Annotated in this window: 23 protein-coding genes; 9 read left to right on the top strand and 14 right to left on the bottom strand. The window is 71.7% G+C overall.

Annotation, left to right across the window (positions count from 1 at the left end):
* Positions 1-25: 25 nt before the first annotated feature.
* From ACQEV1_RS03015 to ACQEV1_RS03000, 4 genes are all read right to left on the bottom strand, one after another.
* Positions 26-352, bottom strand: a complete 327-nt coding sequence (locus tag ACQEV1_RS03015) for a DUF2752 domain-containing protein (RefSeq protein WP_285584561.1) — start codon at positions 350-352, stop codon at positions 26-28.
* A 339-nt stretch (positions 353-691) separates the two neighbouring features.
* Positions 692-1441, bottom strand: a complete 750-nt coding sequence (locus ACQEV1_RS03010; RefSeq protein WP_285584560.1) for a PP2C family protein-serine/threonine phosphatase — start codon at positions 1439-1441, stop codon at positions 692-694.
* Between the two features lie 117 nt (positions 1442-1558).
* Positions 1559-2185, bottom strand: a complete 627-nt coding sequence (locus tag ACQEV1_RS03005; RefSeq protein ID WP_285634890.1) for a response regulator — start codon at positions 2183-2185, stop codon at positions 1559-1561.
* The gene (locus ACQEV1_RS03000; RefSeq protein ID WP_433390850.1) at positions 2182-3288 is read right to left on the bottom strand and encodes a GAF domain-containing sensor histidine kinase; all 1107 of its coding nucleotides are present in this window, start codon (positions 3286-3288) and stop codon (positions 2182-2184) included. The genes ACQEV1_RS03005 and ACQEV1_RS03000 overlap by 4 nt, the downstream gene beginning before the upstream one ends.
* Positions 3289-3415: 127 nt before the next feature.
* Between ACQEV1_RS03000 and ACQEV1_RS02995 the strand changes: the two genes are divergently transcribed.
* The 7 genes from ACQEV1_RS02995 (at position 3416) to serB (ending at position 8980) form a co-directional block, all read left to right on the top strand.
* Positions 3416-4078 carry an SDR family NAD(P)-dependent oxidoreductase gene (locus ACQEV1_RS02995; RefSeq protein WP_285634885.1) on the top strand — a complete coding sequence of 221 codons (663 nt, stop codon included), beginning with the start codon at positions 3416-3418 and terminating at the stop codon, positions 4076-4078.
* Positions 4075-5412, top strand: a complete 1338-nt coding sequence (locus tag ACQEV1_RS02990) for an MFS transporter (RefSeq protein ID WP_433390847.1) — start codon at positions 4075-4077, stop codon at positions 5410-5412. Before ACQEV1_RS02995 ends, ACQEV1_RS02990 begins: the two co-directional genes overlap by 4 nt.
* Entirely contained in the window at positions 5405-6409 is a 1005-nt protein-coding gene (locus tag ACQEV1_RS02985; RefSeq protein ID WP_433390844.1) for an S-adenosylmethionine:tRNA ribosyltransferase-isomerase, read from the top strand. The genes ACQEV1_RS02990 and ACQEV1_RS02985 overlap by 8 nt, the downstream gene beginning before the upstream one ends.
* A 79-nt stretch (positions 6410-6488) precedes the next feature.
* Positions 6489-6995, top strand: coding sequence for a hypothetical protein (locus ACQEV1_RS02980; RefSeq protein ID WP_433390841.1), 507 nt, complete (start codon positions 6489-6491; stop codon positions 6993-6995).
* 24 nt (positions 6996-7019) lie between these two features.
* Positions 7020-7271: a hypothetical protein gene (locus ACQEV1_RS02975; protein WP_433390838.1), complete on the top strand. Its 252-nt coding sequence runs from the start codon at positions 7020-7022 to the stop codon at positions 7269-7271.
* Positions 7268-7675, top strand: coding sequence for a hypothetical protein (locus tag ACQEV1_RS02970; protein WP_433390836.1), 408 nt, complete (start codon positions 7268-7270; stop codon positions 7673-7675). The genes ACQEV1_RS02975 and ACQEV1_RS02970 overlap by 4 nt, the downstream gene beginning before the upstream one ends.
* Before the next feature lie 87 nt (positions 7676-7762).
* Positions 7763-8980 (top strand): phosphoserine phosphatase SerB, encoded by a 1218-nt coding sequence (gene serB / locus ACQEV1_RS02965; protein ID WP_433405834.1) that lies wholly within the window; start codon positions 7763-7765, stop codon positions 8978-8980.
* Positions 8981-9090: 110 nt separating this feature from the next.
* On the opposite strand, the gene ACQEV1_RS02960 is transcribed toward serB, so the two are convergent.
* The 8 genes from ACQEV1_RS02960 to ACQEV1_RS02925 all read right to left on the bottom strand — a co-directional run bounded on the left by ACQEV1_RS02960 (position 9091) and on the right by ACQEV1_RS02925 (position 19381).
* Positions 9091-11178, bottom strand: a complete 2088-nt coding sequence (locus tag ACQEV1_RS02960) for an FUSC family protein (protein ID WP_433390833.1) — start codon at positions 11176-11178, stop codon at positions 9091-9093.
* Between the two features lie 135 nt (positions 11179-11313).
* Complete coding sequence (locus ACQEV1_RS02955) at positions 11314-13467, bottom strand: FUSC family protein (protein WP_433390830.1); 2154 nt, start codon at positions 13465-13467, stop codon at positions 11314-11316.
* Between the two features lie 102 nt (positions 13468-13569).
* Complete coding sequence (locus ACQEV1_RS02950) at positions 13570-14688, bottom strand: S8 family peptidase (protein ID WP_433390827.1); 1119 nt, start codon at positions 14686-14688, stop codon at positions 13570-13572.
* Between the two features lie 121 nt (positions 14689-14809).
* On the bottom strand, positions 14810-15277 hold the full coding sequence (locus ACQEV1_RS02945; protein ID WP_433390824.1) for a SixA phosphatase family protein: 468 nt from the start codon (positions 15275-15277) through the stop codon (positions 14810-14812).
* A 154-nt stretch (positions 15278-15431) separates the two neighbouring features.
* Positions 15432-15602, bottom strand: coding sequence for a hypothetical protein (locus ACQEV1_RS02940; RefSeq protein ID WP_285634856.1), 171 nt, complete (start codon positions 15600-15602; stop codon positions 15432-15434).
* Positions 15603-15756: 154 nt separating this feature from the next.
* Positions 15757-18168, bottom strand: coding sequence for a sodium-translocating pyrophosphatase (locus tag ACQEV1_RS02935; RefSeq protein WP_285634853.1), 2412 nt, complete (start codon positions 18166-18168; stop codon positions 15757-15759).
* Positions 18169-18573: 405 nt separating this feature from the next.
* Complete coding sequence (locus ACQEV1_RS02930; protein ID WP_285634850.1) at positions 18574-19020, bottom strand: ATP-binding protein; 447 nt, start codon at positions 19018-19020, stop codon at positions 18574-18576.
* A gap of 7 nt (positions 19021-19027) precedes the next feature.
* Positions 19028-19381 carry an STAS domain-containing protein gene (locus ACQEV1_RS02925; protein WP_285584522.1) on the bottom strand — a complete coding sequence of 118 codons (354 nt, stop codon included), beginning with the start codon at positions 19379-19381 and terminating at the stop codon, positions 19028-19030.
* Positions 19382-19610: 229 nt separating this feature from the next.
* Between ACQEV1_RS02925 and ACQEV1_RS02920 the strand changes: the two genes are divergently transcribed.
* Both ACQEV1_RS02920 and ACQEV1_RS02915 read left to right on the top strand, forming a co-directional pair.
* A complete protein-coding gene (locus tag ACQEV1_RS02920; RefSeq protein ID WP_432705669.1) occupies positions 19611-21944 on the top strand; it encodes a DEAD/DEAH box helicase in 2334 nt (777 codons plus the stop codon).
* 75 nt (positions 21945-22019) lie between these two features.
* Entirely contained in the window at positions 22020-22427 is a 408-nt protein-coding gene (locus ACQEV1_RS02915; protein WP_433390817.1) for a hypothetical protein, read from the top strand.
* Between the two features lie 84 nt (positions 22428-22511).
* Here ACQEV1_RS02915 and ACQEV1_RS02910 read toward each other — a convergent pair whose 3' ends face one another.
* Positions 22512-23306 carry an SDR family NAD(P)-dependent oxidoreductase gene (locus tag ACQEV1_RS02910; RefSeq protein ID WP_433390814.1) on the bottom strand — a complete coding sequence of 265 codons (795 nt, stop codon included), beginning with the start codon at positions 23304-23306 and terminating at the stop codon, positions 22512-22514.
* A gap of 566 nt (positions 23307-23872) precedes the next feature.
* The gene (locus tag ACQEV1_RS02905) at positions 23873-25057 is read right to left on the bottom strand and encodes a hypothetical protein (RefSeq protein WP_433390811.1); all 1185 of its coding nucleotides are present in this window, start codon (positions 25055-25057) and stop codon (positions 23873-23875) included.
* Positions 25058-25218 lie beyond the last annotated feature (161 nt).

The raw sequence follows: 25218 nt of genomic DNA, 5'->3' as shown, positions 1-25218 counted from the left end.
CAGTCGCCATGATGAGGTACTGACTTCAAAGAGGCAGAAACCCGAAACGGGCGAGCTGCCAGACCCATGACAGCCCCAGCGTCACTCCGATGATCCAAGCACGGATGCGTGGATCGAGCGCCCACCATCGTCGTCCGGACCCGAGCGGGGCGGTAGCCAGCCCGATCGCGCCCAGCAGAACAACGGGGCTTGCGAGGAGCGCCTTGACCGGATGCGCCGCACCCAGCTCGATGAAGACGGTGGTGCCGCCGCAGAGGGGGCACGGAATTCCGGTGAGCGCCCGCAGCGGGCACAGCGTGCCGGGGTCGTGCACGCGATGCAGGGCGGACACCACCACCGCCGCGGTGGCCATGCCGCCTGCGCGCAGGGCAACACCGAGTGCGCCGTCACCAGAGGCGGCGAACACACGGCCGAGTACGTCGGCCGGCCGTCCTCGGGCTCGGGACGCGACCGCGTGCCCCCGTGCCACGTCCAAACCTTCGCCCTCCCCATGGTGCTCTTATGCGCCTGTGGACCCGTATACCGCAATATGCCGGGTGCGGGTCAAGTAAATACCAAGCCAGATCTGAGAACGTAACCGGCTGGAGACCTTGACGCCGGCCCGTCTTCAGGAAACGGGGGCGAGAGCGGAAGGGCTCATCCGGTGCCGTGCGACGACGTCGGTCGTACGGCACCGGAGGTCCGTGGAGCGTCAGCGCTCCGCGGCGCCGACGATGACCGGGGCCGCGGCCTCGATGCCCTCGGCCACGACGTCCACCACGATCGCCGTGATGTTGTCCGGGCCGCCACCCTGGTTGGCCGCGTTGATGAGCTGGCCGACGGCGGCGGCGGGGTCGGACTCGGCGGTCAGCACCTGGTGCATCGTCTCCGCGTCGACCGGGCCGCTCAGCCCGTCGGAGCACAGGAGATAACGGTCGCCCGGCAGGGCCTCGCGCAGCGACAGATCGGGCTTGCGCTCGGGTCTGCCGTCGAGCACGCGGACCAGCCGGTTGGCCAGGTGGGGCGCCGCGCCGTCCTCCCCGGTGAGCATCTTCTCCAGCGTGTGATCCTCGGTGATCTGGTAGAGGATCCCCTCACGCAGCATGTAGGCCCGTGAGTCGCCGATGTGGGCGAGAGCCGTGTGCGTACCCGACCACAGCATCGCGGTGCATGTCGTACCCATGGACTGGAGCGCGGGCTCGTCCTCGACCTTCTGGGCGATCGCCTGGTTGGCCGCGAGCACGGCACGTTCGACGACCTCGACCAGCTTGGCCTGGGGGACCTCGTGGTCGATGGCGGAGAGGGCCTGGATCGCGAGAGAGCTCGCGATCTCGCCACCCACGTGACCGCCCATGCCGTCGGCGACCGCGAGCAGCCATGGGCCCGCATACGCCGAGTCCTCGTTGTTCTCGCGGGCACGGCCGACATCCGATCCCGCGGCGTAGCGAATGGCAACTCTCATATGTGTTCCGATGTCGTCCTCGGCGGTGCGGTTCACTCAGCCGACTGCTGAGCTTCATCAACATATTCGACCGGCGCGCCTTACGCCTCATGGATCACAAGTGGATTTCTTGTGGAGTCACCGCTCCGCGAGTCCGTGGCGCACGGCGTACAGCGCCGCCTGGGTGCGATCTTGCAGGCCGAGCTTCATGAGGATGTTCGAGACGTGCGTCTTCACGGTCTTCTCCGACACGACGAGCGCCCGCGCGATCTCACGGTTGGAACGGCCCCGGGCGATCTGCGTCAGCACCTCGCGCTCGCGCTCGGTGAGGGCGACCGCGGCCTTGTCGCCCTGGTTCGGAGCGAGCATGGCGTCCGCCGCCTCGGGCGCGAACAGCACGTGGCCGTCGTGCACGGCGCGGATCGCCTGGACGAGCGCCTGCGGGTCGACGTCCTTGTACAGGTAGCCGGAAGCGCCCGCGCGGACGACCGGCAGCACCCGCGCGCGCTCGCCCACGCTCGTGAGCACCAGCACCCGCGAGGAGATGCCGCGCGCCCGCATCTCTTCGAGCGCCGCCTGCCCGTCGACCCCCGGCATCTTCAGGTCGAGCAGGATGACGTCGGGCGTGAGCGCCTCGGCGCGGGCGACCGCCTCCGCGCCGTCGGCGGCCTCCCCGACGACCTCGATGTCCTCCTGCACGCCGAGGAACGTCCGCAGGCCCTGGCGCACGACCGGATGGTCGTCGGCGATCAGTACGCGGATCACGCGGGCACCTCCAGGCGTACGACGGTGCCGGAGCTCGACGAGGAGATCGTCAGGACGCCGCCGACCGACTCCGCGCGCTCGCGCATGGACGCGAGTCCCAGACCGTCACGCGAGGCCTCCGACGGATCGAAGCCGACGCCGTCGTCACGGATCTCCAGCAGCCCCGGTCGGAGGCGGACGGTCACCGTACACGGGTCGCCGTGTCTCAGCGCGTTGTACAGCGCCTCCTGGGCGATGCGGAAGACCACCGCCTCGGTCGCGGGCGGCAGCGTGATCTCCTCGCCCTCGAACCGTACGGCCGTCCGGCGGCCGCGGCCGGCTCCCCACACGCGGTCGAGCACCTGGACGTGCTTGCGCAGCGACTCGGCCAGCCCGTCGCCGGCCAGCTCGGCCGGCCGCAGCTCGAAGATCACCTCGCGCAGCTCCGCCAGCGCCTCCTTGGCGAGCGTCTGGACGCGTTCGAGCTCGGACCTCGGGTCGGCCGCCGCGAGCGCCGCCGCGGCGGTGAGCCGCAGCGAGAACAGCTTCTGCGCGACCGCGTCGTGCAGCTCGCGGGCCAGCCGGGCGCGCTCCTCGATGACGGTCAGCTCGCGGTTGCGCTCGTACAGCCGCGCGTTGGTCAGCGCGATCGCCGCGTGCGCGGCGAACAGGATGAGGCGTTCTTCGTCGTCGTCGGTGAAGCCGCCCGGCTGCCGCTTGTTGGCCAGGAAGATGATGCCGAGGGTGTCGTCGCCGTCGCGGATCGGCACGCCGATGAAGTCGCGCAGCACCGGATGCGCCGTCGGCCAGCCCTCGAACGCCGGGGCCCGGCGCACGTCCGCCAGCCGCTGCACCTTGTCCTCGCGCAGCATGACGGCGAGCAGGCCGTGCTGGCGCGGCAGCGGGCCGATCCTGTTCCACTCCTCGTCGCTGACGCCCTCGACGACGAACTCGGCGAACGAGCCCTCGTCGTCGGGCACTCCCAGCGCGGCGTAGCGGGCGTCGAGAAGCTGCGCGGCCGCCCGCACGATCACCTGGAACACCTCGTGCACGGACAGATGACGCGTGACGGCGAGCACCGCCGCGCTGACCGCGTGCAACGCGGCGTCCCGATCGGCTTCCACGGCTCGACGGTACCCGCCGGACCGGCGGGGATCCGATCGGCCGTCCGGCCTAGGACCCATCGCCGAGGACCCGACCGGCCCGACGGCCGATGCCTCCTCACCGACTCGCCTCCTAGCGTCGTCGAGCATGAAGGCACTGATCACCGGGGCGTCCCGCGGACTCGGCCTGGCACTGGCCGGCGCGCTCGCCCGCGAAGGCTGGGAACTGGTCCTCGACGCGCGCGGCGGCCCCGAGCTGGAGAAGGCCGCCGCCGGGCTGGGCGCGGTGACGACCGTCGCCGGCGACGTCTCCGACCCCGCGCACCGCGCCGCGCTGATCGACGCCGCCGACGGCCTGGACCTGCTGGTCAACAACGCGAGCACGCTCGGCGCCACCCCGCTGCCGCCCCTCGCCGCCTATCCGCTGGACGAGCTCGCGCAGGCGTTCGCGGTCAACGCGATCGGCCCGCTCGCGCTCATCCAGGGACTCCTGCCGGTCCTGCGCGAACGCCGCGGCGCGATCGTCAACATCAGCTCCGACGCCGCGACCGAGCCGTACGAGGGCTGGGGCGGGTACGGCGCGACCAAGGCCGCGCTGGAGCAGCTGTCCAACGTGCTGGCCGCCGAGGAACCCGATGTGGCGGTCTGGTGGGTGGACCCGGGCGAGATGCGCACCGGGATGCTCGCCGCCGCGGGAGAGGACGCCGAGGCGGCGCCGCGCCCGGAGGAGGTGGCCGTGCCCGCGCTCCTCCGGCTGGTCGCCGAACGACCGCCGAGCGGCCGCTACACCGCCTCCGGCCTGGCCCGATGACGGCGCTGGCCGCCGGCGAGGAGAGCGCGGTCCGGCCGCCGTCGCCGCTCGCGCGGCCGTACCGGCTGGCCACGGTGGGGATCATCGCGGTCGTCGGCCTGCTCGCGTTCGAGCAGATGGCGGTCGGGACGGCGATGCCGGTGGCAGCGCGTGACCTGCACGGTGTGCCGCTGTACGCCTGGGCGTTCAGCGCGGTGTTCATCGCCGGGCTCGTGGCCAACGTCCTCTCCGGCGGATGGGCGGACGCGCGGGGGCCCGCCCGTCCGCTGTTCACCGGCCTCGCCGTCTTCGTCGCCGGGTTGCTCATCGTCGGCGCGGCGCCCACGATGGCCTGGTTCATCGCCGGACGGGCGGTCCAGGGGCTCGGGTCGGGCCTCGCCTCGGTCCCGCTGTACGTCGTCGTGGCACGCGTCTACCCCGAGCGGAGCCGACCGAAGATCTTCGCGGCGATGGCCGGGGCGTGGGTGGTGCCCTCGCTCGTCGGCCCGTCGATCGGCGGGCTGGTCGCCCAGCACTTCGGCTGGCGCTGGGTCTTCCTCGGGATCGTGCCGCTGGTGGTGCCGGCCGGCCTCGCGCTGGCCCCCACGGTGCGCGGGCTGCGAGCGGACGGCGCGATGCCCCGCGGACGGATGCTCACGGCCGTCGCGCTGGCGGCCGGGGCCGCGCTGCTGCTGTGGGGCCTGGACCACCGCTCGGTCCTCGCGCTGCTCGCCGCCGTGACCGGACTGGCCGGCCTCGGGTACGGCGTGCGCGAGCTGATGCCGAGCGGCCTCGTGCGCCTGCGCCGCGGGCTGCCGACGGTGATCGCGATGCGGGGCCTGCTGTTCGGCGCGATGGGCGGCACCGAGGCGTTCATCCCGCTGGCGCTGACCTCGCGGTTCGGCTTCCACCCCACGACGGCCGGGCTGGTCCTCACCGCCGGCGCGATCGGCTGGTCGGCGGGCTCGTGGTGGCAGGGCCGGTTCCCCGGCACCTCGCCCGCACGGTTCGCCGTGGCCGGCGCCGGTCTGCACGCCGTCGGCGTCGCCGGGGTCGCGCTGTCCTTCCACGTCTCCGGCTGGCTGACCCTGCCCGCCTGGATCGTCGCGGGCGCGGGCATCGGCACCGCCTTCCCCGCCCTCAGCGTGCTCGTGCTCCGGCTGTCCGGGCCGGACACCCAGGGCACCAACTCGTCCGCCATGCAGATCAGCGACACGCTCGGCTCGTCGCTCGCCGTCGGGATCGCGGGCGCGCTCGTCAACGCGGCGGGCCTGAACACCGGGGCGGTCTGCACGGCCGTCATCGCCATCGTCGCGGCCCTGGCCGCCCACCGAGTCGAGGATTCCCATGCGTGAGTTCACCCTGCCCGCCGGCCTGGAGGCGAGCGAACCCCCCGCGCGGCGCGACGGCGTCCGCCTGCTCGCCGGCACGCCCGAGGGCGTGACCCATCACCCGTTCACCGCGCTGCCCGAACTGCTGCGTCCCGGCGACCTGCTCGTCGTGAACACCTCCGCGACGCTGCCCGCCGCCGTACGGCTGGACCGGCTGGCGCTGCACTTCTCCGGCCCGCTGCCGTCCGAGCCCGACGACGCCTGGCTGGTCGAGCTGCGGCTGCGCCAGGCCGGGGCGACGGTGCCCTACCCGGGCGGCCGGTGCGGTGAGTGGTTCCCCCTGCCCGGCGGCGCGACGCTCACGCTGCTCGGACGGCAGACGCCGCGGCTGTGGCGCGCCCGGCTCGACACCGACGTCGTCCCGTACCTGCGCCGCCACGGCGTGCCGATCCGGTACGGCTACGTGGGCCGCGACTGGCCGCTGTCGGCGTACCAGACGGTCTTCGGCGAGAACGGTCTGGAGGGCGGCAGCGCGGAGATGCCGAGCGCGGGCCGGCCGTTCACGTACGAGCTGGTGACGCGGCTCGTCGCGCGCGGCGTGCACCTCGCGCCGCTCACCCTGCACACGGGCGTCGCGTCGCCGGAGAAGGACGAGCCGCCGTACCCCGAACGCTACGACGTGCCCGCCGCGACGGCGCGGCTGGTGAACCACGTGCGCTGGGACGGCGGCCGGGTGATCGCCGTCGGCACGACCGTCGTACGGGCCCTGGAGACCGCGGTGGGAGACGACGGGTTCGTCCGGCCGTCACGGGGCTGGACCTCACGCGTCGTCACGCCGGAGGAGGGCGTACGGGCGGTGGACGGCCTGCTCACCGGCCTGCACGAGCCGCGCTCCTCACACCTGCGGATGCTGACCGCCGTCGCGGGTGAGCCACTTCTGGAACGGGTCTACGAGGAGGCGCTGGCCCGGGAGTACAAGTGGCACGAGTTCGGCGACGTGAACCTGCTTCTCTCCCACTGAGCGGCTCCGCCTTCCAGGGGAGCGTCATCACCCGGGAGGGGGAGGCGCAGGTGCGACGGCTCCGGTGAGCATCGACGGTATGGAGCCTTCTGGAGACCTGCGCGCCAATCGCAGGGCCGCCTATGCGGCGTTCGCCTGGGTGATGGTCTTTCTGGCCTGGCACGTCGTCTGGTATGTCACCGGCCTCGAATACCCCTCCGCTTCGGGGCGGCACGGGACCAGGCAGGTCGTCATCCAGGTGTTCTCGTTGGTCGTCGTTCTCATGGTCGTCGTCGGGGCCCTGCTGCCGTTGGCCCTGGCCCGGCCGTGGGGCCGGCGGGTTCCCCGATGGATGCTGCTCTCCCTCGCGTGGACGGGAGCCGTGCTCCTCGCGGCACGCGGGGTCTCGGGTGTCGGAGACGACCTGGTCCGGGTCACCGGGATCCTGCCGAAGGGATTCACCGGGCTGACGACGGCGCAGACCCTGGGGACGTCGCACCCCTCGCTTTGGGCGCTGTTCGCGGGCGGCGCCACCGACGTGCTCTTCACCGTCGGCGGCCTGACGTTCGCCCTCGCCGCCATCGCCTACCGTCGCCTGCGCCACTGACGCATACTTCGGTATGCTCGAAGTATGAGCGTCAAGGAACGCATCACCGTCACCATCGACTCCGAGATCGCCACGCAGATCAAGGAGCTGGCCGGGCAGCAGTCCACCTCCTCCGTCGTCGAACGGGCGCTGCGGGAGATGCTGACCCGTCAGCACGACGCGCGCACCCGGCTGCGGGCGATGGCCGCGGCGCACGAGCGGCGAGATCCGGAGGCCCACGCCCGCCTGCGCGCGCACGTCCGGCGGCGGCTCGACCTCGGCGAGGAGGAGGCGTGATCGGGGGATACGTTCTCGACCCGTCGACGATCGGCGATTTCGGACGCGACGCACCGCATGCCGTCGAGGCCGTGCACGCCCTCGACATGGCCGCGCAGGCGATCATCATCCCGATGTCGGCGATGGCCGAGGCCCTGACCCGGCTCGACACGCCTGAGCAGGTGGACCGGGCGCTGTTCCTGCTCGACCTCGGCGTGGTCGTTCCGGACGATCTGACCCGTGACAACACCCCATCCGTCGCCACCCTCCACCTGGCGGCCGAAGGCGACACCACTCTCGGGATGGCCCACGCCGCGCTGGCCGCGCGCACGCGTACGGCCAGAGTGGTCACCACCGCCGCAGGCGCCTGGCGGTCCGCTCACCCCGACGTCGCCGTGGCGGTGATCGACCGTCCCTCCCCATGACCGGTCAGCGCGCGGGCGAACGCCAGGTGTCCGGATGGTGGACGCCGGAGCGAAACCTGATCGCGGGCAAGTAGCGTGGTGAGCAGCATGAATGCCAAGAAGCGCACGCTGCTGATCACGTTGACCGGCCGCGACCGCCCCGGAGTGACGTCGCGGCTGTTCACCACCCTCTCCGCGTTCCCGGTGACCGTGGCCGATGTCGAGCAGGTCGTGATCCGAGGGCGGCTGGTGCTCGGGGTGCTGGTGTCCTACGGCTACGACACCGACGTCGGCAAGGTCCTCGCCGCGACCGAGGAGATCGCCACCGATCTCGGCATGGAGCTGGAGCTGGCCACCGGCTCGGCCAACGACTCCGAACGCGGCGCGCGGCGACGGCACGGCCGGCTGCACGTCACCATCCTGGGCAGCGCGCTCCGGCCCGCCGCGCTCGCCGGCATCGCCGGCCGCATCGCCGCGCACGGCGCCAACATCGACCGCATCGAGCGGCTCGCCCACCAGCCGGTGACCTGCATCGAGCTGCACGTCTCCGGCGCCGACCCGGACGGGCTGCGCGCGGCGCTGGCCGCCGAGGCCGCCGAGCTGCAGGTGGACGTCGCCGTCCAGCGCGGCGGCCTGGCCCGCCGGGCCAAGCGGCTCATCGTCATGGACGTCGACTCGACCCTGATCCAGGGCGAGGTCATCGAGCTGCTCGCCGAGCACGCCGGCCGCGGGGCGCAGGTCGCCGCGATCACCGAGGCCGCGATGCGCGGCGACCTCGACTTCGAGGGTTCGCTGCGCGAGCGCGTCGCGATGCTGGAGGGCCTCGACGAGAGCGTCCTGGAGACCGTGCGGCACAGCGTGGAGTTCTCCCCGGGCGTCCGCACCCTCGTCCGCACGCTCAAGCGGCTCGACTACAAGTTCGCGATCGTCAGCGGCGGCTTCACCCAGATCACCGACGCACTGGCCGCCGACCTCGGCATCGACTACGCCGCCGCGAACGTCCTGGAGATCAAGGACGGCAGGCTGACCGGGCGGCTCGTCGGCCCGGTCATCGACCGGCCGGGCAAGGCCGCGGCGCTCGAACGCTTCGCGCGCGAAGCCGGCGTTCCACTCAGCCAGACGGTGGCGATCGGCGACGGCGCCAACGACCTCGACATGATCGCGACCGCCGGCCTGGGCATCGCCTACAACGCCAAACCGGCCGTCCGCCAGGCCGCCGACACCGCGGTCAACGTGCCGTACATGGACGCCATCGCGTTCCTGCTCGGCATCTCGCGCGAGGAGATCGAGGCCGCCGACGCCGAGGACCCGGAACTGACCCGCTGAGGCGACCGCTCACACGATGAGCGCGTGCCCCTCCTCGGCCGGCCGGCGCACATCCGCCAGCACGCCGCCCACGAACTCGGCCCGACGCCGAGAAACCAAAGTCGACCCGCTCACACGATGAGCGCGCGTCCCTCTTCGGCCAGCCGGCGCGCGTCCTCCGCCAGGGCTCGTACCGCGTGCCGGGCGCCCGCTACCTCGATCAGTGCCTCGCGCAGCACCGTCACCGCGTCGATTCTCGCGCCGCCCGCGAGCTCGGCCCGGCGCCGGCGGCAGAGCCGCGACAGGTACTCGTCCAGCTCTTCCAGCAGGTCACCGAGATCCAGGCCTCCGGTGTCGGCCTCGGCGTCCAGATGGTCGGCCACCCGCCGCAGGATCACGGGGATCGGGCCCGCGCAGACCGGCGACTCCCGGACCAGCGCCGCCAGGGTCGCGGCGTAGTCGCGCAGCCGCCGGGCGATCGCCGTCGCCTCGCGGAGCCCGCGCAGCGGCTCGGCGGGCGGCGCCGGCTCCTGCGCCAGCCGTACCGCCGTCTCCTCGACCTCACGGGCCGCCGACGCCGCCTCCCGTAGGCGATCATCGATCGGCGCGTCCGTCCGACCCTCGAACAGCTCCGCGACCGTACGGGCCAACTCGGCGTGCGCGTGGAGGAGACGGGTCAGACGCTCGGGCGCCGTCCGCAGCGCGCCGGTCGGCCAGAGCGCACGCGCGGCCGCCAGCGCGACCACCGCTCCGCCCACGGTGAGGGCGATGCGCCACCCGGCCGCCTGCCACGTCAACGGCCGGGTGAAGTCGATGAGCAGCATCGTCAGCGGAGTGGCGAACGTGATCCACCACGCGTGGTTGACCGGCTGGAGCGCGAAGCCGATCGCGGCCCCGGCGAAGACGAGGATCATGAGGGTCGCCTGGCCCGGCGCGACCGCCAGGGCCACCGCCGCGCCCGTCGCGCCGACGGTCGCCCCGCCGACCCGTTTGACGGTCCGCTCGACGGTGCCGCCGTAGGAGTCGCGCAGGCAGAACATGACCGTGATCGGCAGCCAGTAGCCGTACGGCAGGCGCAGGCCGTTCTGCAGGGCCATCGCGACCACGATGGCCACCCCGACCCGTGCGGCGTGCCGGAGGCCGGGCGAGCCGGACGGGAGCTGGATGCGCCACGGCCGTCCCCCGGGGAACGGCAGGTCGAAGCCGGCCTCCAGACCACGCGCCGCGATCCCGGTCGCGTCCTCGACCGCGTCGGTGATCCGCTCGACGCTCCGGCGTACCTGCAGCACGAGCGCGGCCCCGATGACGTCGTGCCGCGACTCGACCCGTTCCAACCGCACCTGCTCGCTGGCGCGCACGAAGCGGTCCAGCTCCGCGGCCGGGCGGGACGGGGGCGTACGGCCCGTCTCCACCGCCTCGGCGAGCCCGCGCAGCCACCCGGCGAACGCGGCCATGGCGGCGCGCCACTCCCCGTGCCACTCATCCGACGGCGGGGCCTCCCGGTCCAGCGCGGCGAGCAGCGAGTGCGACGCGACGATCTCGCCCATGACCCGGTCGAGCGCATCGACGAACAGGCCCGGCGGGTTCCGCTCGGCATCACCGGGACGGCCGTAGAGCGCGCACGTCGAATGCGCCTGGCGCAGCGCGTCGTAGGCGGCCTTGCGGCGTTCGCTCCATTCCTCGGCCGGCGCCTCGACGGCGTCCGCGACCGCGCGGACCGCCTCGGCGAGCGTGCCGCGCAACGGGCGCAGCCGGTCGACGACCCACGGCGCCAGCAGGAGCACCGAGACCCACAGCCCACCGGCCGTCTCCAGCACCCCGTTGACGAACACCGGGCTCGTCGGCGGCCGTACCGCGGCGACGAGCGTGCACAGCGCCGCCGTCGGGCCGGGCCACGGCAGGGCCGCGCCGGCCGCCGCGACCACCGGGACGAGGAGCGTCGCGAGCACCGGACGACCGGCCAGCAGACCGCCGAACCAGGTGAACACCGTCACGACGGCGACCGCCACCAGCATCGAACGGGCCCGCGCACCGTACGGTCCGCGCGGTCCGGCGAAGGCGACGTAGAAGGCGCCGAGACCGGCCGGCACGCTGTCCGCGGCGTGCCCGGTCAGCGTGCCGACCGCCAGGGGCGTCGCGACGCCGACCGCGGTCGCCAGCCCGTAGAAGGGCGCGGCGCGTCCCTCGGACTCGGCGAACATCCTCCGCAGCCACGACACCTGTGCTCCCCCCCCCGTCGACAGGTGGCGTCCCGTCCACTACAGCACGGGACGGGGGGGATTCACGATCGGGCCCGCCGGACGGCGTAAGACCGGCCGTTCGGCGTCGCCGACCGGCGCGCCCTCGCCGCCGGGCTAGGACGGGAATCGGTGGTCGGTGGCGGCCAGCCGCTCGGCGTCGGCGGCGAGTGAGCGTACGGCGTGGCGGGCGCCCGCCGCCTGGACCAGCAGGCGGCGCAGGGTGGTGACCGGGTCGATGCCGACGCCGGACATCTCGTCGCGGCGCCGGCGGTCCAGGCCGGACAGGTGGTCGTCGAGCTCCTCCAGCAGACCGCCCAGGTCGAGGGCGGCCTCCGGCTCGGCGTCGGACACCAGTGCGTCGGCGCGGGCGTCGAGGTGGTCGGCGACCCGGTCGAGGATCGTGCCGACCGGCCCGGGGTCCACGTCCTCCTCCGCGAGCGCGACCAGCGTCTTGAGGTCGTCGCGGACGCTCCGCGCGGCCGCGGTGGCCTCGCGGACCCGCCGGAGGAGGTCCTCCGGCGGGATGGGCTCGCGGCCGAGGCGGTTCGTCGTGTCCTCCAGTTCGGTCTCGGCGGCCACGGCGTCCTCGGTCCGGCGTCGGATCGGGGTCTCGATGTCGCCGCCGAAGCGCGCGGCCACCGCGCGTACGAGCCGGGCGTGGGAGCGCAACAGGTCGGCGAGCTCCCCCGGGATCAGGCGGAGCCGGCCGGTCGGCCACAGGGTGCGGGCGGCGGCCAGCGCGATCAGGCCGCCGGCGAAGGTGAGACCGATCCGCCACCACGCCGCCGACCAGTACAGCGCGTTGGAGAAGTCGACCAGCAGCAGGAGCATCGGCGTGCCGAACGTCATCCAGTAGGCGTGGTTGACCGACCGGTACGTGAAGCCGAAGACCGCGCCGACGAAGACCAGGGCGACGAGCGTCGGCTCCCCCGGCGCGATCGCCAGGGCAAGCGCGGCGATGATCGCGCCGATGCCGGTGCCGCCGACCCGCTTGACCACCCGTTTCACGGTGTCGCCGTAGGAGTCGCGCAGACTGATCAGGACGGTGATCGTCAGCCAGTGGCCGTACGTCAGCTTGAGCCCGGTGGCGAGTGCCATCGTCGCCGCGACCGCGACGCCGACCCGTACGGCGTGCCGGAAGCCCGGCGACCTGGTCACGACGTCCTGCTTCAGCCGCGTCCAGCCGCCCTCCGGCCGTTCGAGAAGGCGCGGGACCTCCAGGCCGAAGGACAGGCCCCGCTCGACGATCTGCCGCGACCGGTCCACGGCCCCGGCCATGCGGACGACGGTCTGCCGTACCCGCAGCAGGAGCGCGGTGGAGATCAGGTCGCTGTGCTCGGCGAGCCAGTCCTGGCGCACCTCTTCGGTCGCCCGGCCGAACCGTTCCAGGGCGACGCCGCCGCTGCCGCCGAGTGGCCGTTGTCCGCGCACCTCGATCGCCCCGGCGAGCAGCCGCAGCCGCGCGGCGACGGAGGAGATCGCGACCCGGAGTTCCTGCTCCCACTGCTCGGGCGGCGGCTCCGCGCGGAGCGCGCCGAGCGTGGCGCGCAGCGCGACCCCTTCGTCCATCGCGCGCCGGAACGTCTCGATCAAACGTCGCGGGCGCTCCTGGTCGTCGCGCCCGCCCGTACGGTAGAGCCCGTAGGTGACGCGTGCCTGCCGGACCGCCTCGTACGCCTTGGCGCGTCGGCGGATCCACTCGTCGTCCGGTCCCGGGTCGGGCAGGACGTCCAGCGCGGAGGCGACCGCGTTCGCCGCCTCGGCCAGCGACATCCGCAGCGGCCTGAGCCGATGCGTGATCCACGGCGCGAGCAGCAGCACGGACATGAACAGGCCGCCGGCCATCTCCAGGAAGCCGTTGAAGATCACCGGACTGCTCGATGGCCGGACCACCGCGAGCACGGTGCACAGCGTGGCGGTCGCGCCCAGCCATGGCAGCATCGAGGCGAGCGTCGCGACCACGGGCACGACCGCCACGGCGAGCCAGGGATGGCCGCTGACCACACCACCGAGCCAGGTGAAGACGGTGACGACCGCGACCGCGACGAACAGCGCACGGGCACGGGCGCCGTACGGCCCGCCGGGCGCGGCGATGGCGACGTAGAACGCGCCCAGGGCGGCCAGCACGCTCTCCGGGGCGTGCCCGGTCAGCAGGCCGACCAGGAGGGGAACGACGATGCCGACCGCGGCGACCGCGCCGTAGACCGGCGCCGGCTGCCCCTCCGCTTCGGAGTACGTGTCACGCAGCCATGCGAACGAGACCCGCATGACCACCCGACCCCTCTCGTACGTCCGTTATGTCACCGTCTAATACAACATGACGCCGGGGTCCCGTGGGAGCCCCGGCGTCGGTCGATACGAGCTGAAGGCCTACAGGCCGCCCGTGTTGAGCAGCGTGTTGGAGGTGTCGCCGGGCACGCCGCTGAGCGCGTTCCGCACGGCGTGCCCGGTGAGCCAGGCGGTGACCGTCGCCGCCGAGGCGTCGCCCGCGGCCTCCTCGTACAGCGCGGCCACCCCGGTGACGTGCGGGGACGCCATCGACGTGCCGCTGACCGCCCTGACCGCGCCGGCCAGCCAGTCCGAGGTGATCTGGACGCCGGGCGCGTAGAGCCGTACGCAACGGCCATGGTTGCTGAAACCGGCCGAGGCGTCGGCCCGGTCGGAGGCCGCGACGGCGAGCACACCGAACGCGCCGGACGGGGAGTAGCCGCAGGCGTCCTCGCCGCCGTTGCCCGCGGCGACCGCGAGGAACACCCCGGAGCCGGTGAGCCGCGCGGAGGCGGCGTCGACCGCCGACGACTTCTCCCCGCCGAGGGACATGTTCGCCACGGCGGGCCGCTGGGCGTGCTGAGCCAGCCAGTCCAGGCCGGCGACCACGTCGGCGTCCGTGCCCTGCCCCTGGCAGTCCAGGACCCGTACGGCCCGGAGCGTGACGGCCTTGGCCACGCCGTAGGTCAGGCCGCCGATCGTGCCCGCGACATGGGTGCCGTGCCCGCTGCAGTCCCGGCCGTCGCCGCCGGTCGCGTCGTAGGCGGTCGACGCGCGGCCGCCGAAGTCGGCGTCGGAGGCGTCGATCCCCGTGTCGATGACGTACGCGGTGACGCCCTTGCCGGTGTGGTGGAACGTGTACCGCTGGTCGAGCCCGGAGGCGGCGTCGATGCGGTCCAGGCCCCACGGCGCGCCGGCCTGGGTGTCCTGGGTGTGCATGGCGACGACCGGGGCCACCGAGACGACGTCGGGGTCGTGGCGCAGCCGCTCCAGCTGGGACGCGTCGAGCCGGGCGGAGAACCCGTTGAGGACTCGGGTGTAGACGTGGGTGACCGCGGTCCGTGGCACCGTTGTGATCGCCCGGCGCACGCCGCCCGAACGGACGGTCACGATGTACTGCCCGGCGGCCGGAGCGCCATGGGCCGCCGGTGTCGTCGCGGGTACGGCGGCGTGTGGTGCCGCGAGCACCGGCAGGGCGAGGAACAGGGCGAGTCTCTTCACGGTCTCTCCGTCCGTACTGACGCGCGACTCAGCGGACGCGCGTGGTGACAGACAGTCGTCCCCGGCTTGATCGCCGAGCACGCTGGCGGTGAAGAGAGAGGTTGATGGCCTGGTCGGGAGATCAGCCGCCGGGGGTCCAGAGCGAGACCAGCCGGCCGCTGCCCGGCCACAGGTCCGTCCACGCTCCGTCGAACTCGATGACCGCCGTCGCCGCGGTCGGAAAGTGATCGCCCGCCCCGCCGGTCAGGCCGAACACGAGCTGGTGCATCGAGGGGTTGTGCCCGATCAGCAGCAGCGTGCCCAGGTCGTCGGGCTGCTCGCGCAGCAGCCCGAGGATCTCCTCGGCGTCGTTGTCGTACACCCGCGACTCGAAGTCGACGGGCGCGTCGAGCGCGAGCCCGTCGAGGGTCTGCCGGGTGCGCAGGGCGGTCGAGCAGATGACCCGGTCGGGCAGGCGGCTCGCGGTCCGCAGCTCCTCGCCGACCCGGGCGGCGTCGGTGCGCCCCCGCCCGGCGAGCGGGCGTTCGATGTCGGGGGTGCCGAGCGGCGAGGCCGCCTTGGCGTGCCGCAGCACGATGAGCGTCGGCATCAGCGCGGCGAGAGGAGCACGGCGACCACCATGATCGCCAACACGATCGCGACCATCACGCCGATGAGCAAAGCGAAGCCCTTGGCCCCGGACGGCTGGGAGTTCTGCATCCCCCCAGTCTGCCTTGCCGCCACGGTGTTCCGTCCACCACCCGTCATCGCGTACCGGCCCCGACCGGACGCTGGTGCACGACGTCGGCGTGCCGGCCGACGGTGTGCGCCGCGAACGCCCCGGCGGGCGAGGCCAGACCGCCCAGCAGCCCGAGACCGCTGAGCGCGACGAAGACGGCGAGAGGACGACGGTTACGGGAGCTCTTGGAGTTCATGCTGGAAACGCTAGGCGCGGCCCGAGGCCCCATCGATAGGGCGAAGTCCACTTCCGTGGTGGGCCTGGCACCACCCCGCGCCCTCCGGCGTACGGGACCAGAGACGACGAAAGGGCCGGGTGTCGCCACCCGGCCCTTTCCACTCGCTCCTACGTCAGGAGGCCTTGGCGGAAGCCGTCTCCTCGTCCGCCTCGGTCGCGTCTCCCTCGGCGTCCGGCTCGCCGGTCACCTCGGCCGGCTCGCCCTCGTCCTCGATCGAGGACGCACGGCGCTTGGAGATCACGATCGCGCCGACGATCACCACGACGGCGATCACCGTGACGATGATCCGCAGCACGTCGTTCGCCGCGTACGTCACGACCGCCTGGGCGATCAGCAGGGCGACCAGGTTCATGACCTTGATCAGCGGGTTGATCGCCGGGCCTGCGGTGTCCTTGAACGGGTCGCCGACCGTGTCGCCGATGACCGTCGCCGAGTGCGCCTCAGAGCCCTTGCCGCCGAGGTTGCCCTCTTCGACGAGCTTCTTGGCGTTGTCCCACGCGCCACCGGAGTTGGACAGGAACACCGCCATCAGGGCGCCCGCCGCGATCGCACCGGCCAGGTAGGCGCCCAGCGGCGCGTACCCGAGTGCGAAGCCGACCGCGATCGGCGTCATGATCGCCAACAGAGCCGGCGTGGCCAGCTCGCGCTGGGCGTCCGCCGTGCAGATGGCGACCACCCGGCCGTAGTCCGGCTTCTCCGTGTAGTCCATGATCCCGGGCTTGGTACGGAACTGGTTCCGCACCTCCATCACGACGCGTCCGGCCGCGCGGCCGACCGCCATGATCGCCAGACCGGAGAACAGGAACACCACCGAGGCGCCGATGATCAATCCGATCAGCACGTTCGGGTTGTCGACGCTCAGGGTGAAGTTGCGGAAGACCGGGCCCAGCGCCTTCTGCACATCCTTGATCGGATGGTCGGGGTTGTTGACCTTCGCGAGCTCGGATTCGATCGTCGTACGGAACGAGCCGAACAGCGCGGTCGCGGCGAGCACGGCCGTCGCGATCGCGATGCCCTTGGTGATCGCCTTGGTCGTGTTACCGACGGCGTCGAGGCTCTCCAGGACGCTCGCGGCCTCGCCCTCGACGTCACCGGACATCTCGGCGATGCCCTGCGCGTTGTCGGAGACCGGGCCGAAGGTATCCATGGACACGATCACGCCGACCGTGGTCAGCAGGCCGGTACCGGCGAGCGCGACCGCGAACAGCGCCAGAGTGGTGTTGCTGAAGCCGAGCAGGAACGCGCCGTACACGGCGGCCGCGATGACCAGCGCCGTGTAGACCGCCGACTCGAGGCCGAGAGAGATACCGGACAGGATGACCGTCGCCGGGCCCGTACGGGCCGAGTTGGTGACGTCCTTGACCGGGCGCCGGTTGGTCTCGGTGAAGTAGCCGGTGAGCAGCTGGATCGCGCTGGCCAGAACGATACCGACGAGCACGGCACCGAGCGCCACCCACCGCGGGTCGACGTCGGCCAGGTGCGGGTCACCGGCGACCTGCGAATCCACACCGTGCATCTTGGCGAAGGAGCTCGGCAGGTACCAGAACGTCGCCACGGCCACGAGGATCGCGGAGATGATCGCGGAGATGAAGAAGCCGCGGTTGATCGCGCTCATGCCCGAGCGGTCCTTGGCCCGCGGCGCCACCGCGAAGATGCCGATCACCGCGGTGATCACGCCGATCATCGGCACGATCAGCGGAAAGACCAGGCCCTCGGTGCCGAAGGCGACCCGGCCGAGGATGAGGCTCGCCACCAGCGTGACGGCGTAGGACTCGAACAGGTCGGCCGCCATGCCGGCGCAGTCACCGACGTTGTCACCGACGTTGTCGGCGATGGTGGCGGCGTTGCGCGGGTCGTCCTCGGGGATGCCCTGCTCGACCTTGCCGACCAGGTCGGCGCCCACGTCGGCGGCCTTGGTGAAGATACCGCCGCCGACACGCATGAACATCGCGAGCAGCGCGGCGCCGAAACCGAAGCCTTCGAGCACGGCAGGGGCGTCGCCCTTGTAGATGAGCACGACGACGGCCGCGCCGAACAGGCCCAGGCCGACGGTGAACATGCCGGCGACGCCGCCGGTGCGGAACGCGATCCGCATCGCGAGCTTCTCGCCGTTCTCACGAGCCGCCGCCGCCACGCGGACGTTGCCGCGCACCGCCAGCCACATGCCGGTGAATCCCGTAGTGCCGGAGAACAGCGCACCGATGACGAAGAAGACCGATCTACCGATCCTTACTCCCCATTTGTGCTCCGGCAACAGGAGCAACAGAAAGGGAATCAGGATCACGAAGATACCGACCGTACGGAACTGGCGCTTGAGGTACGCGAGCGCACCTTCTTGCACCGCTCCGGCGATCTCTTGCATCTTCTCGGTGCCCTGGCCCGCCGCGAGAACCTCGCGGACCAGGACGCCGGCGACGGCCAGCGCAAGCAGAGCGATCACACCGACAACGACCACCAGAGTCAGGTCGCTGCCGCCGAGATTCAATTCCGCACTGGCCTGGGCGGGCACATGAAGCCCAGACATGCATCCTCCTCGACAGGGCGTTAGGTCCGGTCGCCTACGAGGGCTGACCGGCCATTACCACGCGTCAGGCGGGCAATGGTGCCGGGAGTCTACGCATGCGTAGCCGGAATTAGAAGCCTGCTCGATTGCTTAACGATATCGGGATAGAGATGTGACGTCACCTACACCTGACCTTAATCTGCAGGTGTTAGGTAAAGGCGTCTTTCCAGGTCAATGGCGCGCGCCTCGCAAATTAGTCAATTCGCAGTAGACCATGCGCCTTACCCAATGTGATCATATTGGGCCGCTTAAACGGACATTATACACACGACCCGAAAACCCCCTTTACAGGGGGTGGCCGGGCGAACACAAAGAACCCCTCCGGGCCGCGGCGGTGCGCGGCCCGAAGGGGCTCTCGTCGGCGACTCAATCCTTCTTGGCCGGCCAGCTCATCGTTATCTCGACACCCGACGGCGTCGAGGAGATGTTCACATCGTCGGCGAGCCCGGCGATCACGGCGAACCCCAGGTTGAGGTTGCCGTTGAGTTCGGCCAGGTCGGGCGAGACCTCAGGGGTCCCTCCGGCCGCCGGGTCGTCGTTGGGCACGCGATCGGTCACCACGACCTCGAAACGGTCCGCCCCGTCCCGCAGCTCCACCCGGACGGGCTCGGCGGGGCACTGTTGCTGGTGTGCCTCCACCGCACGCGAGCAGGCCTCACCCACCGCCAGCCGTACCTCGTCGAGCAGGGTCTCTTCCACCCCGCCCCGCCGGGCGACGGCGGTGGCGACGAGCCGCGCGGTGCGTACGTGCACCGGCAGAGGGCTGAAGGTGAGCTCGACGGTCGCTGTCCTGGGGGCTATCTCGGGCGCCATCCCCGGCCTACTTCTGCTTCTTGCGGTTCTCTCGCGCGTCGTCGACCGAGTCGAAGATGCCGAAGACCTTGGTCAGGCCGGTGATCCTGAAGATCTTGAGGATGCGCTCCTGCGTGCAGACGAGCTCGAGGGATCCGTCGTGCGCCCGCACCCGCTTGAGGCCACCGACGAGGACGCCCAGACCGGTCGAGTCGAGGAACTCCACCTTCTCCATGTCAACGAGGAGGTGGTACTTCCCCTTGTTCACCAGGTCGATGAGCTTCTCGCGGAGCTTCGGCGCGGTGTAGACGTCGATCTCTCCCTCCACGTTGATGACGGTGAGGTCATCGTCAGTGGTGTAGTCGCTAACCTTCAGGTCCACAGATCCTCCTGCGCCGTACCGCGTATAAAAGTCGGGGCACGGGACCCCGCCGTGATTCAACCACGCTCCGCCACCGTGTCTACACGAAATCGGCACACAGGGCGACTTCCCCCACGTGCCGCGGGTCTCATGTGAGCCCTGGGGGGCACCACGGACGGCGGTTCAAAGCGTTGTGCCCAGGATGCCAGACTGGAAACCTCCACACGCCGAACCGCTCCGATGAGAAGGAGTGACGCAGGCCATAGACACCTCGCAGTCCAGCGGCACGCGGACGCCGCCCTCCCGGCCGACGTCCGACGTCCTGCGCCGGCTTCTGAACGATCCGCGCAACCGCGAGCGCATCACCCACGTCGAGAACGTCCCGGCACGCGAGGGACGACACGCCGAGTGGCCCTCGTGGGCACCCCGGCTGCTCCTCGACCGCCTGCGCCACGCGGGCATCGAGCGTCCCTACGAACACCAGGTGCGCGCCGCGGAGCTCGCGCACGACGGCACCTCGGTGATCGTCGCGACCGGTACGGCCTCGGGCAAGTCGCTGGCGTACCTGCTGCCCGCCCTCGACGCGGTGTTCGACGGCGGCGCCGTCCTCTACCTCTCGCCGACCAAGGCGCTGGCCGCCGACCAGCTCCGCGCGCTGCGCGGGCTCAAGCTGGCCCAGCTGCGCGCGTCGACCTTCGACGGCGACACGCCCCCCGAGGACCGCACGTGGGTCCGGCAGTACGCGAACTACGTACTGACCAATCCCGACATGCTGCACCGCACCGTCCTGCCGGGACACGCCCGTTGGGCCCCGTACCTGCGCCGCCTCCGCTACGTCATCGTCGACGAGGCCCACGGCTACCGCGGTGTCTTCGGCTCCCACGTCGCGCAGGTGCTGCGGCGGCTGCGGCGGGTCTGCGCGCGGTACGGCACGACGCCCGTGTTCATCCTCGCCTCGGCGACCGCGTCCTCGCCCGGCGCCGCCGCGTCCCGCCTGACGGGCGTGTCCGTCGCGGAGGTGTGCGACGACGCCTCGCCGCGCGGCGCGACCTCGTTCGCGCTGTGGGAACCACCGCTGACCGAACTGCGCGGCGAGCACGACGCGCCGGTACGCCGTACGGCGACCGCCGAGGCCGCCGACCTGCTCGCCGACCTCGTGGTCGAGGACGTCCAGACCCTGGCCTTCGTACGCTCGCGGCGCGGCGCCGAGTCGGTCGCGCTGGGCGCCAAACGGGCGCTGGCCGAGATCTCGCCGTCACTGCCCGCGCAGGTCGCGGCGTACCGGGCGGGCTTCCTGCCCGAAGAACGCCGCGCGCTGGAGAAGGCCCTGCGCTCGCGGTCGCTGGTGGGCCTCGCCTCGACGAACGCCCTCGAACTCGGTGTCGACGTGTCCGGGCTCGACTCGGTGATCGTCTGCGGCTGGCCGGGCACGCGCGCGTCGCTGTGGCAGCAGGCGGGCCGCGCCGGCCGGGCCGGCCAGGACGCGCTCGCCGTGCTCATCGCCCGCGACGACCCGCTCGACACCTACCTCGTGCACCACCCGTCGGCGATCTTCGGCACGCCGGTGGAGGCGACGGTCCTCGACCCCGACAATCCGTACGTCCTGGCCCCGCACCTGTGCGCCGCCGCCGCCGAACTGCCGCTCACCGAGGCGGACCTGCCGATGTTCGGCCCGTCGGCCGCCGAGGTGCTGCCCGACCTCGTACGCCGGGGCATGCTGCGGCACCGCCCGGCGGGCTGGTTCTGGACGAAACGGGAGCGCGCCAGCGAGCTGGCCGACATCCGCGGCGCGGGCGGGCCACCGGTGCAGGTGGTGGAGGCGCCGACCGGACGCCTCCTGGGCACGGTCGACGAGCCGTCCGCGCACACGATGGTCCACGAGGGCGCGGTCTACCTGCATCAGGGCGAGACGTACGTCGTGCGGACCCTGGACCTCTCCGACTCCGTCGCCCTGGTCGAGGCCGCCGACCCCGACTACACGACGACCGCGCGCGACGTCACGGACATCTCCATCCTCGAGACGCTGCGCTCGACGTCGTGGGGCGAGGCGACCCTGTGCTTCGGCACGGTCGAGGTGACGCAGCAGGTCGTGTCGTACCAGATGAGGCGGCTGGCGAGCGGCCAGGTGCTCGGCGAACGGCCGCTCACCCTGCCGCCGCGCACACTCCGTACGCGGGCCGTGTGGTGGACGCTGCCGGACACGTCGTTCCTGGGCGACGCCGACGTGGGCGGCTCGGCGCACGCGGCCGAACACGCCTCCATCGGCCTGCTGCCGCTGTTCGCGACGTGCGACCGCTGGGACATCGGCGGCGTGTCGACGGCGCTGCACCCGGACACCTCGCGGATGACGGTCTTCGTGTACGACGGCCACGAGGGCGGCGCGGGCTTCGCCGAGCGCGGTTACGAGCGCGCGGCGTCGTGGCTGCGCTCGACTCGCGAGGTCATCGCCGCGTGCGAGTGCGACCACGGGTGTCCGTCATGCATCCAGTCGCCCAAGTGCGGCAACGGCAACGAGCCGTTGGACAAGGCCGGCGCGCTGGACCTGCTCGACGCTCTGCTGAAACAAGCGCCCCAGGAATCATGACTTGACCGAATCGCCACTTTGGTTGGATGGTGTCACGTCTTACCGGTTTCCTCGCCGATGAGGGGATAACGTCCGATGATCTTGGTGGGCCTCATCCTGGCCGGCGCCGCCGTCTGCGTGGCCGTCGGCATCATCGCCGAGAACACCGCCCCGGCGACACTCAGCGTGTTCGGACAGCACGTGCCCGGAGTGACGTCGCAGGCCCAGGTCTTCGTCGCCGGCATCATCGTCACGATCTTCTTCGTCATCGGCCTGACGATCTCGTCGCTGGCCCTGGGCCGCTCGATGCGCGTCCGGCGCCAACTTCGCGAACTGCGGGAAGAGCATGAGGAGTCGCTGACCACGCTGGAGATGGAACGCCAGCAGTTCCAGCGCGAACTCGCCCGAGCCCGCGCCCGCGGCGGAGCCCCCCAGACGACGAGCGACATCCCGGTCGCCGGCCACCGCGACCCGGTGTCCCCGTTCTTCGACCAGTCCGCCTGACAGCCCCACCGCCTGGTACAGAAAAACGTGCAGAGGTGATCACCATGCCGGCTGCCGTGACATACCTCGCTTGGTGATCGTGCTTTACGGAACCGGGGTAATGCCGCCGTCGACGCGCAGGTCGATGCCGTTGATGTAACCAGCCAGCGGACTGGCCAAAAAGGCCACCGCGGCTGCGACATCGTCCGCGGTACCGAGCCTTCCGCTGGGGTTCGGCGCGTACTCGGCCAGCACCTGCGGCTCCAGGTCGGCCCACGATGCGCGTCGGCCCTGCGCCGCCGAGCGGTCCTCGAACATCCGCCGCATGCCCTCGGTGACGATCACCCCTGGGCTCACGGTGTTCGCCGTGATCCCCGAGCCGGCAAGGTGACGGGCCAGCCCGGTGGTCATGTTGACCACGGCGGCCTTCGCGGCCGAGTAGTCCACCATGTTCGGCAACGGGCTCGTCGCCGCACGACTTCCCACATTGATGATCCGCCCCCAGCCGCGCTCGCGCATCGGTGGTACGAGCGCGCGAATCAGCCGCACCGCCGAGACGACGTTGCCGTTCATCGCATCCAGCCACTCCGACGGCTCGACGGTGTCCCAGTCGTGCTCGACGAACGGCCCTGCGTTGTTCACGAGTACGTCCACGCCCCAGCAGCGGGCCCGCGCGGCCACCTCCGCAGCGGCCTTGTCGTCGGTGAGGTCGCCCAGCACCACCTCAGCCTCACCACCCTCAGCGCGCACCCCGTCGGCGACCTCCGTGGCCCGCGCGGCGTCACGGCCATGCACCAGCACCGCACATCTCTCATCGGCCAGCCGCCGAGCCACCACCGCGCCGATACCACTACTGCTCGCCGACACCAGCACGCGCCGCCCTGAGAGCTCAAGATCCACGGCTGGCAGCCTAAATAGGACCTCCGACACTCAGCCCACCGATCGCCAGCACATCGACCGGGCAGCCACGAGCCTGCACGATTATCCGTACTCGCCTACGCATCTGTAGGAGTACGCCGACACGGCTCGCCTTTGCCAAAGCACGGAGAACCGGCCGCACCGGCGGACCGGCTGGCTACAACCCCACCTCAGGGCTCAAAGGCATTCACCAGCCCCCGACCGAAACCTCGCACCGGCTGGCTACAACCCACCGCAGGGCCCAAAGGCACTGAACAACCCTCGGCCGAAATCAAGAGACCCGCGCAGACCGGCCCGCGGCTACCCCGCTGCCCGGTCACTTGGGCGACCCGACAGCCACCTGCCGAAACGCCGGAACCGGTGGTGGCCGACAGCCGGGCTTTCGCCCGGCCGGCGCCTCAAGGCGGCCCGGAGCGTCCGGATTGCAACGACGTTGCCCGTCATGCTCGGATGACCCGGCCGAAGCTCGTCGCCTCCAGCTCACCGACCGAGTCGGTGGAGCCACCCACGGCCGGTCCGATTGAACCGCTCTGGCCGTGTCGGACGGCTCAGTTACGGCGGCGGCGTCCTTGGTAGCCACGGCCCGAACCGCGGCGGCGCGAGGCGGACCCGTCCGGCGCCGTGCTGTCCGCCTGCTGGCCATCGGTGGTGTTGGCCTGGTCGACGGTCTCCGCCTCGCCGGGCACCTGGTCGGTGTCGACGGGCTCACCGAGATCGAGCGTGTCGGCGTCGGACGGCTCCGCCACTTCGGCCGTGCCCGACGCAGCGGTGGTCTTGAGCGCACCGGACGGTGTGTCGGAGTCGACCGCGCTGGAGCCCGTCGCGGCCGACGAGGCTTCATCGGCCGCCGGCTTGGTGAGAACACCCGTCGCAGCCATCGTCGCGGTGGCCTTCCGGCTCCTGCCGCCCTTGGCCTTCAGCCTTCCACGGCCGGCCCGCTTGCCGCCGCCGATGGCGCGTGCCCCTTCAGCGGCGAGGCGCTGGCGGCGGGACCACATGCCCAGGTGCGCCGAGATGATCAGCAGCACGAGCGCGATGGCGAGGCTCTGCCCCCACTTGATCGGGGTGGTCTGGGAGACGTTCCGCGCGACCGGCTGGGACAGCGGTGAAGCGACCTGCGGTTCAGGGCTGGGGTACTCGAAGCCCAGCCCGGAGCCGTCGGGCGCGACGGACGGAAGGCTGAACGGTGAAGCGCCGTTCAGCGGGTTGTTCCCGATCGTGGCGCCGTTGCCCACGTTTCCGGTCGGCAGCGAACCCACACCGGACGACGTGCCGTTGCTGCCCTTGCTGCCACTGCCAGAGGTGGGAGTCTTGCTGGGCGCGGCGGTGTGCGTCGACTTCGCCGGCGATGGCCGCGCCTTCGCCGAGAAGCCCTCGGTCTTGTACGTGCACCCGGTGCCGTTGCCGATGACCGCCAGCGTGAAGGCACCGGCTTTGGGAACAGTGACGTCGCCCTCGATCTTGCCGGACATGACACTGTTGCCGACCTGCTGGTCCAGGCCGGGCCCGGAGATCTGCAAGTGGGCCCTCAGCAGCATCAGACCGCTGATCTGGGCACCGACGTGAACGCTCGAACCCGCCGTGACGGTCCCAGAAGGAGCCGTGATGGTCGCGCTCCCGAGTGGCGGACACGACTCGGCGGCATGCGCGGGCTGGCTGAGACCGACGGCGATCGCTGCGGCGGCCATCGGGGTCATCAGGCCGACCGTGGCTGCCTTGCGGACCCTCGTCACGACGCCGTCCCTTCGTCGAGAACCCTTCATCGTCACTGGCCAAGCGGCACCAGACGACCAGCACCGATCCCCGAGTCGGCGGCCCCATGATGCCGGAGGGGTTCATCAGCCCCCGGTCGACCGCGAACCAAGTGATCACCGAAAGCCGATAGTCACCCTAT

Source organism: Actinoallomurus sp. CA-142502, assembly GCF_050936355.1.
Taxonomy (GTDB): Bacteria; Actinomycetota; Actinomycetes; order Streptosporangiales; family Streptosporangiaceae; genus Actinoallomurus; species Actinoallomurus iriomotensis.
The sequence above is the reverse complement of the archived record's forward strand: the minus strand, read 5'-3'. Positions and strand labels throughout refer to the sequence as shown.